Consider the following 11,853-nt stretch of genomic DNA (forward strand, 5'->3'; position numbering starts at 1 on the left):
CTTTTGTCTACAATCTGAAGTAAGATATCAAAATAGATATCTTACTTTTTTTAGAATTGACTACTCCTGCAAAATACTCCAATCGACTGGAGTACCGGCAGATACATCTTTCTGAACTTTTTTTCCTAATAGCTGTTCGTAATATTTAGGTGGCAATCCATAGCCTGGTCTGATGACTTTTAGATTCTCTTTTGTCAGAACGTCACCGTTTTTTAAGTCCTTAATGATATAGAGGGATCTTCTAAACTTCATTGATTTCAGCTCTTTTTCAGTTGGACCGTAAGTTACTTTTCCTAAAGCTTCCCACGCACGTTGGGTCTCCAAAACTAAAGCATTCATTTCGGCAGGTTCCATGGAAAAAGCAGCGTCTACACCGCCATCTGCCCTGCTAAGTGTAAAGTGTTTTTCAATGACGGTTGCCCCTAAAGCAATGCTGGCAACTGATACACCAATTCCCATCGTATGGTCAGATAACCCTACTTGGCATTTAAATAATTCGCTCATGTGAGGGATTGTGGTGATATTTGTATTTTCAGGGGTGGCGGGATAAGTACTCGTACATTTTAACAGAACCAAATCATTACACCCGGCGTCTCTAGCTGCACGAACGGTTTCATTCAGCTCTTGAATGGTTGCCATCCCTGTGGAGATAATTAAAGGTTTTCCGGTTGCTGCTGCCTTTTTAATCAGTGGGATGTGGTTATTTTCAAATGAAGCAATTTTATACATAGGTACGTCTAATTCCTCTAAAAAGTCTACCGCTGTTTCATCAAAGGGGGTACTGAATGGGATTACCCCCAATTCACGAGCGCGTTCAAAGATTGGTTTATGCCATTCCCAAGGTGTATAGGCTTGTTGATATAGATGATAGAGATTTTTTCCATTCCATAAACTATCCTTATCATCAATTTTAAACTCGCTATTCTCTATATTTAGGGTCATTGTATCTGGTGTGTATGTTTGAATTTTTAAGGCGTGTGCTCCAGATTTTGCTGCAGCCTCTACGATTTTCAATGCTTGTTCCAATGATTGATTATGGTTACCTGACATTTCCGCAATAATCAATGGAGGATGATTGGGTCCAATCATTCGATCTCCAAGTTTTATCTCCTTCATCTAATCACTCCTCTGCAGGAAAATGGAAGTTTAACTGCTGTTTTTGTATTGGCCAATCCTCTCCAAATAAGGCCAATCGGATCACGTCAATAAACTGGCCATTTCTACAAATTTCCTTTTTGAAAAATCCTTCTTGGATAAATCCTAATTTCTGATGAAACCGTTCACTTCGTTTATTAAAGGATAAAACTTCACCAATGATTTTCCTGATCTTTAAATCATAAAAGGCGTAATCAAGCGCCAAACAGCCCATGATGGTACCGGCACCCTTTGGAGCGTTTTTTTCACCAATATAAAAACCCCAGGAACAGGTTTGATTTTGCTGGTTAATATTATGAAATGAGATGAGTCCTAATGGCATATTTTGATGAATAAAAAGTCGATATAAATCAGTGTGATTTTGCAAAACATTCGCAAACCATTTGCAATGCCGTTCATAAGGAATCAACTGATCATTATACATATTTATCCGAATGGACTTCCTATTTCTCCATTGAAAGAGGATATCCTTATCCTTTTCTGTTAATTCTCTTAAAGAATAGTCCATATGATTCTACCTACTCCAGTATTTGTTTTATCATTGCTTGTTGGTTAAATTTTGCATCTTTGAATAAAAGACTTGCTAATCTTGCCATTTCCAATCGTTCGTCTTCATTTTTAATCATTTTTTTCAATTGAAGGGTTAGAAAGGATTGCGTAACAGTTTCCTTTTTTCCGAGGTATTTAATCACTTTTTCCTTGGCAAGACCTTCGCAAATCTTTTCCTGATTGGCAGCAATACTGATGACCAGACTAGGAAGTCCTAGATACAATCGTTCCCAAGTGGTTGTGCCGCCTGCCCCAATAGACAAATCTGCATGGGACATTAGTTCAGCCATGTTATTTACCTGACAATGAAAATGGAGATGATCATGCAAATGGCATAGGGAGGCAAGTTCATTTTTAAAAGGGTTGGAGTGCCCAACGACTACGTCTATTTCAATGTCCTGGCGGCCTAATTCCAAAAAAGCTGCAAGTGCTTTTCCTGTTTCATTGGTTTGATCAATCCCGCCAAAAAACAGGAAAATTCTCCGCACAGTTCCACTTCGAATTCTCTTTGCTTGTTTATAGAACTCGCTTCTTATCAGAACGTAGCTTGGTCCGAGAAATGTTTTACAATAGGGAGGGACTAATGGGAGATACCTATATTGATAATGTTCAAGATAGTTTTGATCTAATAAATAGTCACAATCGTGCTTCCGATCAGCCAAATCATCAATCACCATGATTTTGTTTACAGTTCCTCTTAAACACAATTCCCACTCTATGTTTAGGGAATAGTGATCGATGATTAACAAATCAATGACTTTACCCTCCAATAGCTCTTTTGTTTGCGATGCATCGACACTTACGGGAACACCTAACCAATGACAGTGCAAAGGGGCTTTCGGGGGAGGGAGTTTTAAAACGGTATATCCAATTTGTTCAATTAATCCCCATAAATGTCCAGGATGTTCACGACAAATAAAGCAGACAACTGCCCCTTGTTCACGTAGTTTATCTGCGAGGGTTAAACATCTCATCACATGGCCTGTTCCGATTTCTAATGAGGCGTCTACACGTATATATACATTCATAATTCGTCCTCTAATTTTTTCTGTTCGATATGAGAGTTTAGTAAAAGCCACTCCGGGTGTTGCTGTAATAAAACAATGATATCTTCCAGGGTAAAACATTCCCTTTTCTTTATATAAAGCTCTTCCAGCACTCGTGATATTAACTCTAAGTCCGCTTCTGTATCTACCGTTAAGCGATAAGAACTTAAATCAACCGGGTGTAAAACAACTCCAATGTTAAATTTGTCAGGGTGAAGATGTATATATGGTGTGACATGTTCACGATATGCTGGATTTTTGGCTTCCCAATAGGCTTGCTTTAAGGCATTTATTGAGAATACTTCAGTATCCAAACCAAGAGGGTAAGTTTTGACGATCGAGTTGGAAACATAATCATATTTACTTGGATTGGATAAAAATTCTGCAATGATTTTATCAATAATAGTTGGATCGATTAATGGATCATCCGCAGTAAGGCGGACCACCACGTCAGCTTTGTATTGAATTGCTGCTTCAAAATACCTAGCCAACACATCCATTTCCGAGCCTCTGAAATAGTCCACTGACAGCCTCTTGCATAGGTCAATAATAGGCTGTTCCGTTTCCTTTTTCGTTGTTGCAACCACTACTCGATTAATTAACTTTGATTTTCTAACTCTCTCAATTTGGAGTTCAAGCAATGGTTTACCCAGAACTTCTTTCATGACTTTTCCCGGTAATCTTGTTGAACCCATTCTTGCTTGAATAATTGCTACAATGTTCAAACATCCACCTCCTAATGAAGGACTTTATATATTCAGAGTTCTGGTGATCTACCAAGCCGTCCAGCCGCCGTCGATCGAAATATTTTGCCCAGTGATATAACTTGAAGCCTCTGAGGATAACAAGACAATCACACCTTTTAGGTCGTCTGGCTGCCCGATTCTCTTTAAGGGATTTTTTTCACTTAAACGATCAATAAATTCTGTATCTTTCTGTACTTCTAAATTTGGAAATGGACCTGGGGAAATACAGTTTGCTCTTATCCCCTTATTCCCATAATGGCAGGCAAGATACCGTGTATATTGGATGATTGCTGCCTTTCCTGCACCATAATGGGGAGGGTTACTAAAGGAATTTCCAGTATACAAATCGGGATTAGGAGATACAACGCCATACATCGAAGCCACATTAAGGATGACTCCACTTTTTTGAGAAACCATATAAGGCAACACTGATCTAGTACATTTATATACATTATTAATGGTTCCTTCCATCCCGCTATACCAATCCTCATCCTTCATTGTCTCTAATGTCCCACCGGAACCAAAATAAGCATTATTGACAAGGATATCAATTGTTTTTCCAGATTTATGAATCTCCGCATAACATTCAGCAATGGAGTCAGAATCACTTACATCCATATATAGACCTTGGCAGTTCAGTTGAAAACGCTGGTTTAATAAATCAGCTAATCGTTGACACTTCTTTTGATTTTTACTGACAATAAAAAGATTTGCCCCGGCCTCCGCTAATCCTTCTGAAATCGCTGCTCCTAAATGGCCTGCACCACCAGTAATCAGAGCATTTTTACCTTTAAGACTAAACAAATCATTTATTGACACTCGACCTTAGCCTCCCTATTTCCATAGCGTTGGATTGCTCACTCTTTCAGGAACGTCTCTGAAAAGTTCCGTTAATTGATGTACAACCGAAGTTGGCAATTTTGGTAATGTCATCATATTAATATTATTCTTTAATTGGCTTAATGTTTCACAACCAATCACGATGCTATGAATCTGAGGTAAATCTCTAACAAAACAAAACGCAAGTACAGAAGGGTCCATTTCGTTTTCTGAGGCAATTTCATGAAATGGATCGAGCCACTTTTTTGCGAATTTTAACTTGTCAGGTAATTCATCGGTTTTCATTAACAGTAGACCTTGTAAATATATACTTCGTACATAAATTTTTATATGGTGCTTTGACAACTCTTCAAGTAATCCGGTGTGGATTAACTGTTGATTTAAAACGTTAATAGGGACTTGAATCATATCAAAACAGTCTGATTCAATTACTTGTCTTACCGCTTCCGGTGTATAAACAGAGGCGCCGATATTTTTAATCAGCCCTTGTTTTTTTAACGTTACCAAGCATTCAATCAACTTACCCTGATGTGATGTCAGATTCCGTTCATGATGAAGAGAATAGCCGTCAATCGATTGAATCGCCAATTTATTTAACGATGCTCTAAGATTCCGTTCCACCTCTTGAAGTAATTCACGGTATGAAGTGGTGTCAGCCATTTTTACCTCTGGCAGTTTTGAAAAAATTTTGGGTAAGCTTTGTGAATGCTTTTTTTGTTCCTGTAAAAAGCGCCCAATTAAGGGTTCGCTTTCACCATAATATGGAGCAGTGTCGAATTCAGTGACGTTATTTAAAAGAGCGTAGTTTAAGATTTCAATAGCATCCTGCACATTGGGCATACCTATTTTATTTGCAATACCATATTTTAGTCCTAACTGGACTGTACCCAAGGTCAATTTAGGGGGGGGTTTTTGATTTACCTGATCCATTTTTAGTAATCCCTTCTTCATCAGGGTCCGCGGGAAAATGCTTCAACTGCGGAGTAACTTTTTTCTGTAGTATCGGGAAATTGTTTAGTTATATAGAATAGTAGGATACAATCTTTTTGACAGCTTGAATGACATCGGATACATCTAATTCGCTCATCTTGGGGAATAAGGGTAGAGTGATTATTTCTTCATAAAGTTTTTCGGCTTGTGGGCAAAGTCCTTTTTGAAATCCTAGTTGTTGATAATAAGGAAGAAGGTAGACAGGAATATAATGAACATTTACACCGATGTTCATGGATAATAAATGTTCAACTATCTCTTTTCTCTTCGCTTTTAATAAATCCTGGTTTAAGCGAATAATGTAAAGATGCCAGCTTGATTCTGCTTCGGAATGCTGGTAAGGAATCGTTATTTGCGGAATCGTTGCAAAAGCAGCATTATACATTGCTGCATACTTTTTTCTTAATTCAATAAATTGATCAATCTTTTTCAACTGGCTGGTTCCTAGTGCCGCTTGAATGTCTGTCAATCGATAATTAAATCCAAGGAACTGCATCTCATAATACCAGGGACCATGATTTTCAAGCATCTTATTTTGGTCTCTAGTTATTCCATGAGATCGAAATTGCAGCATTTTTTCATAATACTCTTTATTGTTGGTTGTGATCACTCCGCCCTCACCGGAAGTTATATGTTTTACGGGATGAAAACTAAACATGGTCATATCGCTAATCGATCCCACTTTTTTTCCTTTATATTTGGCCCCTAGAGCGTGTGCTGCATCTTCGATCACCACGAGACCATACTTTTTTGCAATTGCATAAATTTCCTCTAAATCGACAGGTTGTCCTGTGAAATCGACAGGGATAATCGCTTTAGTTTTATTGGTAATCTGTTTCTCTATTTCTTTTGGATTGATATTGTAAGTTTTAGGATCTATATCTACAAAGATAGGTTTTCCTCCTAGATAAAGAACACAGTTAGCGCTGGCAGCGAAGGTTATAGGGGTTGTAATAACTTCGTCTCCTATGCTAATCCCTGCAGCAAAGCATGCACCATGCAATGCTGCTGTCCCATTGGCAAAACTTACTGCGTATTTGGCTCCCACATAGTTTGCGATTTCCTGTTCAAACATAGAAACTGCCGGACCTGTCGTAAGATAATCACTTTTTAATACATTGACGACGGCCTCAATGTCATCGTCGTCAATCCATTGTCGGCCGTATGGTAGATAGGTATTTCTCATCGGTTTATGGTCCATTTCAAGCTCCTTCCTTTGTATCTACTCGTTCACTAAGTTCCTTAGCTCAACTACCGATAGCCAATGTTTGTTGGTATTACTCACATAGCTGAAGCCATCCTGTAATGGCTTGCCGCTGCTTGTATATTTATCATTCCACCACGGGAATTCTGGTTGAATGACATAGTGGGTGTCAAATTCTACGGTACGGCGGGCATCGTCCTCCGTGATCATAGTTTCATGTAATTTTTCACCCGGTCGAATACCAATAACCTCTACCTCACAATCAGGAGCAATGGCTTTTGCGAGATCTGTTACTTTCATACTTGGGATCTTAGGTACAAAAATTTCTCCGCCATTCATTCTGTTCAGACTATCAATCACAAATTGAACCCCTTGGTCTAGGGTGATCCAAAAACGTGTCATACGCTCATCTGTAATCGGTATTTTACCTGTTTGCTTCATTTTTTGGAAAAAAGGGACAACACTGCCACGGCTGCCAACTACATTTCCATAACGGACAACAGCAAATCTCGTGGTTTTGCCACCGGCGTAAGAATTTGCGGCCACAAACAATTTATCAGATGCTAATTTAGTGGCCCCATACAGGTTAATCGGATTTGCGGCTTTATCCGTACTTAAAGCAATAATTTTCTCTACGCCTTTGTCAATTGCTGCTTCAATAACATTCTGTGCTCCCTGAATATTTGTCTTAATGGCTTCAAATGGATTGTATTCACATATGCCGACATGTTTTAATGCAGCAGCATGGACGACAATATCGACACCGTCAAACGCACGAATTAACCTTTCTTTATCACGTACATCGCCAATAAAAAAGCGAATTCTAGGATCGGTGTATTCCTGAGCCATTTCATATTGTTTTAATTCATCACGGCTAAAGACAATAACCTTTTTAACATCCATTTGTAAGACCTTGTAAACAAATTTTTTCCCAAACGATCCTGTACCGCCGGTTATTAATACGGTTTTTCCTTTTAATACATACAATTTGCTCCCTCTTTCACTTGTAAAAATTTATTTGGTTTAAGAAATGTAATAAAACTTAGGACTAAGTGATTAAGATATTCTTATACTTATGTTTTGGAGTTTATAGTTGTCCATTATATTCGCCCGAATTTGCTTAATTGGATAACCTGTCTTTGTCACTGTTGGCTCACATTTAGTTGGTTAAGGATAAATTCAACTCGATGAGTAAAGGTATGATGGTGTAATACCCTCTCTCTTGCATTTTTGCTAAATAAAAGCCGGGATTGTTCATTCAATAAAAAATGGTGGATTAAATGAACACATTCATCAATATTGTTGTAGGGTACTATTTCTTGTAGAGTATCAAAATGTTGGATTAAATCTATTTTATTTTCTATAAGTTGAAAGCCACTGCAAGCAGCAATATCAAACGTGCGGTTATTAATGCTTTTCCCCTGAATACCCAAGTTATTTTGATTCTTATAAAAGTTATAGGAACGGTGGGGATTAAGGATAATTTTAGCGAGAGAATAGACTTTATTTACTGAGTCTGGCTCCAACCATTTGTTAACGATTTTCAATCTATCACTTTTTTTATTAAAATATTTATGCCATTCGGGTCCTGCGACTACTATCGAATAGGGGGTTTGGTCAAGGATATGTTTGATTAATTTGATTCTGTTCGGATAGGGATAACCAACTAGGCATACATCATATATTGGATGATTTACTTGAATGGAAGGATGATATAGTGAGAGGTCCGTTCCCAAAGGAAGATGATGAATGTGTTTATAAGGGAACCTTTCTTTATAAAATTCGTATGCTGCTAGATCAATTGTAAATATATATTCGTAATCCTCGATAAGGAGTATGGACTGATCGATGTAATAGGGATCTTCGGTTAACCAAACACCAAGATCCATCCCTTTTTTCATGAGAACTTGTAATAACCGATAATCGGTTTTATATCCAACAAATGATAATACAAAATCAGGATTGAAGCTTTCAATCATTTCGACTGTTTCATTTGTATAATGCGGAGCAATTAGAGATATGGAGTGGTTCAATGATTTAAAGGCTTCTACTATGGACTCTTCAAAAAATGGATAGATTCCTAAAAACCCTGAAGAAATGAATAAAATTCTCATCGTCAATAGCCCTCTTTTAATCCTATGATACTTTAGGATAAGATCTTTAAACAAATTCAACTTGTGTATCAAAATACTTTATTCAAGGAATATGATTTTGCTAGGGTAATTGCCTAAACAATGAAAAAACCCTAATAGTATATAAAGGGAATTGAGCTATGACAGTATACTATTAGGTAAGCAGTGTATTAAAGTCTAGTCATACACTACGGATTTGGCAGGATTTCTGTACCTGAGAACGTTACAGGTCCAATAACTGTAGCGGTGCCCCCTGCAACTCTAGCTTCCATGTAATAAAGTACATCCCCAGTCGCATGTGGCAGATCTACATGCTCAAAGGAAGTTGTTTTGAAGTTATCAAAACCGGCTTCTCCTCTATCCTGTGTTGTGAAAATGACAGTTCCAGTATTTGGGTCATCTCTAAGGATAGAAAACTCAACAATTGGCGTGCCACTTGTTGCTACCCAGCCAACCACTACTTCAAGGTGTACTTTGTTACTAGTACTGTCGAGTGTCATTGTTCTAGGACCATTTAATGAAGAGATCACACGTCTAGTAACGAATAATGGTATACTAACTGTTCCACTAGTATTACTGACTGGTGAAGCAGAATTAAACTCATTTAATAGACTCATTTTTTCACCCCCTTTCTTATTTTATATATTATTAAATGCAATTTTTAAAAAAATGATTAGTCAAAAGTATTATTTTTATAAAGTATTACTAATAAATTTTAAAAAATTAGAACTAATCATATATATAGATTTTTAATCGTTCGCAATGAAATTCGTGGATTTTATATTATGTTTATATAATAGTAATGACTTGGTTATATAAATTATTAATCGCCCTAATCATTTTGTTCAGTCCCATTGTAGTCGCTTATTTGTTTCTTTTTTTGTATTCATCTTATAAATAATTTAAGTTCTTCATCTAGTGTTACTTTGGGCTCCCGTCCTAAGCAGGTTTTTGTTTTTTCGATATTAGGGCTTATCCGTTTTTGCGTCACTCTCGGGTAGTGGATGGAATGTGATTTTACTAGTAGAAGCTGATAGTGACTTAATTAGATGCGCTAATTCTAGAGCGTAAACGATTCTCGCCTGATACCTTCTAGCTATTTCGAGCATATTCTTGGTGCCTATGGTGTTAGCATCAATCGTTTCAAAGGGGTAAGTTTGAAAGTGTTTTGGAGAAGTTGGGGAGGCGAGCTGGTAGATTTCTTTTACATTTTCTAAGTCGGGATCTGTAAGTAATTTCCGCGAACATACATCCATTTCTTTAAACATAAACTAATCTTCTGGAAGGCCTCGAATGTTGGATATTTTCCCTGAAGTCAGAGAATCTACCCCGATAACATAGTATCCACTGTAATTAAGTCCTTCGCAAGGTGTGGACCAAGGAATCCTGCTACTCCGGTAATTAGCACTTTTTTTCTCGTGAGTCACCTCGAATTCTTTAGAAACTTACATATCATGTAGTGAAATCCCTCCTACTTTAAGTCAGTATTATATTGTAGATATAGAAGGGATCGTAAAAATTACATTAAAAGATTTATTCCTATACCGACAATTCTACGGAAAAGCTTTCAATATCCTCGCAACGGATGACCGTTAATCGGTCGCTGACGAACGGTGTAACCATTTCCTGTTCAATAATATTCACACAACAGTCCTTCGTAACACGTTGTAATTCTCCCATAAGGATATCTCCAGATTTTGTTCTAATCGTTACTACGCTTTGTATATATTTCTTTAAAATTCGGCATAAACAATCGCCTTTGCAGGAAATGTTATGTTTTTTTTCCACATGGCGTCCCATTTTATCACCTCCTTTCAAGAAAAATCTCAACTTTAATATATTCATATAATAAAAAACGGTCAGGGCATTTATTGAGTTTTTTCGTCCATTTTTAACGGGGTGAATCTTCATTAAGGTTTATATTATTTAATCTTCCCAAACACCCTAACCAAGCCTTGAGTAACATAATGTAGAAAATCAGACTTCATAAAGGATGGTAAGAATAAGATGATAAGAATACAACTAAGGTGTCAGGCACTGCGGATGGACAAATCATAAGTTTGTCCGTCCCTGGTGGATATTTTTATATACATAAAAAAAGCGGTACATCGATCGTAACGGGTTCCCGTTACATCGATCGTACCGCTTTTTTTTTTTTATTCGTGTAAGGTTATTTTTGATTTTGAAATACAAGTTGCAGCCCTAAACCAATATAGATAGAGCCCATAACCTTCCCTTGCCAGCGTGCAAGTTTGCCATTTTTGTTTGCGAAAATTCGTTCACCAATGGAGCTGGTTAAGAATGCGAGCAGCGTGGTGTACAAGATGCTCATTAACACAAAAGTGAGCCCCAGAATCAGCAACTGAATGACAACAGGGGTTCCATTGTTTTGAACGAACTGAGGTAAGAAGGCTAAGAAAAAAAGAGCTGTTTTCGGATTAAGTAATTCAATTAATAGTGCCTGACGAAACGATGTGACTGTGGAACGCTTTTTCAAGGCCGTTTGCTCTTGTTTTTTGGACTTTTCAAGGATTGACTTAATCCCTAAAAAGATCAAATAGGACGCACCTAAATATTTTACGATTTCAAAGGCGAGTGCCGAAGTCATTAAAATAGCTGAAAGGCCGAGCACGGCAGCAACCGTATGAATTAAGTCACCTACAGCAATCCCGATGCCTGTGATAATACCGGTTTTTCTCCCGCCTTGAGCGGTTTGAGAAATGGTAAGTAAAACAGCTGGACCTGGAATGAGAAATAATACGATAACTACTAATATAAAAGAAAGCAATTTTCTGCACCCCTTTAAATGAATAAAGTTTCTCTCATTCTATCATCATATAATAATTAAAACCCATATAAATAAGTTTATTTATAGAAAAATCTTTGTTGCTTTATTAGCATACAGGTGTTAAGATATAAAAGTTGTCAGCGAGACACTTAGTGTTTTGAAAAGTTGTTGACAACAAGGTTTGAAAAGTGTTAAAGTATAAAAGTTGTCATCGAAACTATTAATCTTTTGAAAATAAAGTATTGAAAAATGTTGACATCGCTTTTGGAAAATGATAAGATATAAAAGTTGTCTTATTGAATTGTTCTTTGAAAACTAAACAAACAAAATCGTGCAAACAAACAATATTAATCGTGTATCTTCTGTTAATATAGTAAGAACACGAGCCAACGTAACAAATGAG

General features: G+C 37.1%; 13 protein-coding genes. All 13 read right to left on the reverse strand.

Annotation, left to right across the window (positions count from 1 at the left end; all coding sequences use genetic code 11):
* Positions 1–60 precede the first annotated feature (60 nt).
* The 13 genes from pseI to COJ96_RS25060 all read right to left on the reverse strand — a co-directional run bounded on the left by pseI (position 61) and on the right by COJ96_RS25060 (position 11,450).
* Positions 61–1,116, reverse strand: a complete 1,056-nt coding sequence (pseI, locus tag COJ96_RS25000; protein ID WP_098576498.1) for a pseudaminic acid synthase — start codon at positions 1,114–1,116, stop codon at positions 61–63.
* A 4-nt stretch (positions 1,117–1,120) separates the two neighbouring features.
* Positions 1,121–1,663, reverse strand: a complete 543-nt coding sequence (gene pseH / locus COJ96_RS25005) for a UDP-4-amino-4,6-dideoxy-N-acetyl-beta-L-altrosamine N-acetyltransferase (RefSeq protein WP_098576499.1) — start codon at positions 1,661–1,663, stop codon at positions 1,121–1,123.
* A gap of 10 nt (positions 1,664–1,673) precedes the next feature.
* On the reverse strand, positions 1,674–2,732 hold the full coding sequence (pseG, locus tag COJ96_RS25010; protein ID WP_098576500.1) for a UDP-2,4-diacetamido-2,4,6-trideoxy-beta-L-altropyranose hydrolase: 1,059 nt from the start codon (positions 2,730–2,732) through the stop codon (positions 1,674–1,676).
* On the reverse strand, positions 2,729–3,475 hold the full coding sequence (locus COJ96_RS25015) for a cytidylyltransferase domain-containing protein (protein ID WP_098576501.1): 747 nt from the start codon (positions 3,473–3,475) through the stop codon (positions 2,729–2,731). The genes pseG and COJ96_RS25015 overlap by 4 nt, the downstream gene beginning before the upstream one ends.
* A gap of 48 nt (positions 3,476–3,523) precedes the next feature.
* Entirely contained in the window at positions 3,524–4,315 is a 792-nt protein-coding gene (locus COJ96_RS25020; protein WP_098576502.1) for an SDR family NAD(P)-dependent oxidoreductase, read from the reverse strand.
* A gap of 15 nt (positions 4,316–4,330) precedes the next feature.
* The gene (locus COJ96_RS25025; RefSeq protein WP_180230254.1) at positions 4,331–5,266 is read right to left on the reverse strand and encodes an aldo/keto reductase; all 936 of its coding nucleotides are present in this window, start codon (positions 5,264–5,266) and stop codon (positions 4,331–4,333) included.
* A gap of 88 nt (positions 5,267–5,354) precedes the next feature.
* Positions 5,355–6,527 (reverse strand): UDP-4-amino-4,6-dideoxy-N-acetyl-beta-L-altrosamine transaminase, encoded by a 1,173-nt coding sequence (pseC, locus tag COJ96_RS25030; RefSeq protein WP_098576504.1) that lies wholly within the window; start codon positions 6,525–6,527, stop codon positions 5,355–5,357.
* A 21-nt stretch (positions 6,528–6,548) separates the two neighbouring features.
* The gene (gene pseB / locus COJ96_RS25035) at positions 6,549–7,517 is read right to left on the reverse strand and encodes a UDP-N-acetylglucosamine 4,6-dehydratase (inverting) (RefSeq protein ID WP_098576505.1); all 969 of its coding nucleotides are present in this window, start codon (positions 7,515–7,517) and stop codon (positions 6,549–6,551) included.
* A gap of 155 nt (positions 7,518–7,672) precedes the next feature.
* Complete coding sequence (locus tag COJ96_RS25040; protein WP_098576506.1) at positions 7,673–8,644, reverse strand: CgeB family protein; 972 nt, start codon at positions 8,642–8,644, stop codon at positions 7,673–7,675.
* Positions 8,645–8,850: 206 nt separating this feature from the next.
* A complete protein-coding gene (locus COJ96_RS25045; RefSeq protein ID WP_098576507.1) occupies positions 8,851–9,279 on the reverse strand; it encodes a hypothetical protein in 429 nt (142 codons plus the stop codon).
* 348 nt (positions 9,280–9,627) lie between these two features.
* A complete protein-coding gene (locus COJ96_RS25050; RefSeq protein WP_098576508.1) occupies positions 9,628–9,930 on the reverse strand; it encodes an NAD-dependent epimerase/dehydratase family protein in 303 nt (100 codons plus the stop codon).
* A 271-nt stretch (positions 9,931–10,201) separates the two neighbouring features.
* Positions 10,202–10,462, reverse strand: a complete 261-nt coding sequence (locus tag COJ96_RS25055) for a hypothetical protein (RefSeq protein ID WP_098576509.1) — start codon at positions 10,460–10,462, stop codon at positions 10,202–10,204.
* 370 nt (positions 10,463–10,832) lie between these two features.
* Positions 10,833–11,450: a LysE family translocator gene (locus COJ96_RS25060; protein WP_098576510.1), complete on the reverse strand. Its 618-nt coding sequence runs from the start codon at positions 11,448–11,450 to the stop codon at positions 10,833–10,835.
* Positions 11,451–11,853: the final 403 nt, after the last annotated feature.

This window comes from Bacillus sp. AFS073361, assembly GCF_002567005.1.
Lineage (GTDB): Bacteria > Bacillota > Bacilli > Bacillales > Cytobacillaceae > Neobacillus.

Excerpts from the sequence above, each read along its gene's own strand:
- pseI (WP_098576498.1), bottom strand. The coding sequence starts at position 1,116 with ATGAAGGAGATAAAACTTGGAGATCGAATGATTGGACCCAATCATCCT.
- pseH (WP_098576499.1), bottom strand. The coding sequence starts at position 1,663 with ATGGACTATTCTTTAAGAGAATTAACAGAAAAGGATAAGGATATCCTC.
- pseG (WP_098576500.1), bottom strand. The coding sequence starts at position 2,732 with ATGAATGTATATATACGTGTAGACGCCTCATTAGAAATCGGAACAGGC.
- COJ96_RS25025 (WP_180230254.1), bottom strand. The coding sequence starts at position 5,266 with ATGGATCAGGTAAATCAAAAACCCCCCCCTAAATTGACCTTGGGTACA.
- pseC (WP_098576504.1), bottom strand. The coding sequence starts at position 6,527 with ATGGACCATAAACCGATGAGAAATACCTATCTACCATACGGCCGACAA.
- COJ96_RS25040 (WP_098576506.1), bottom strand. The coding sequence starts at position 8,644 with ATGAGAATTTTATTCATTTCTTCAGGGTTTTTAGGAATCTATCCATTT.
- COJ96_RS25045 (WP_098576507.1), bottom strand. The coding sequence starts at position 9,279 with ATGAGTCTATTAAATGAGTTTAATTCTGCTTCACCAGTCAGTAATACT.
- COJ96_RS25050 (WP_098576508.1), bottom strand. The coding sequence starts at position 9,930 with ATGTTTAAAGAAATGGATGTATGTTCGCGGAAATTACTTACAGATCCC.
- COJ96_RS25055 (WP_098576509.1), bottom strand. The coding sequence starts at position 10,462 with ATGGGACGCCATGTGGAAAAAAAACATAACATTTCCTGCAAAGGCGAT.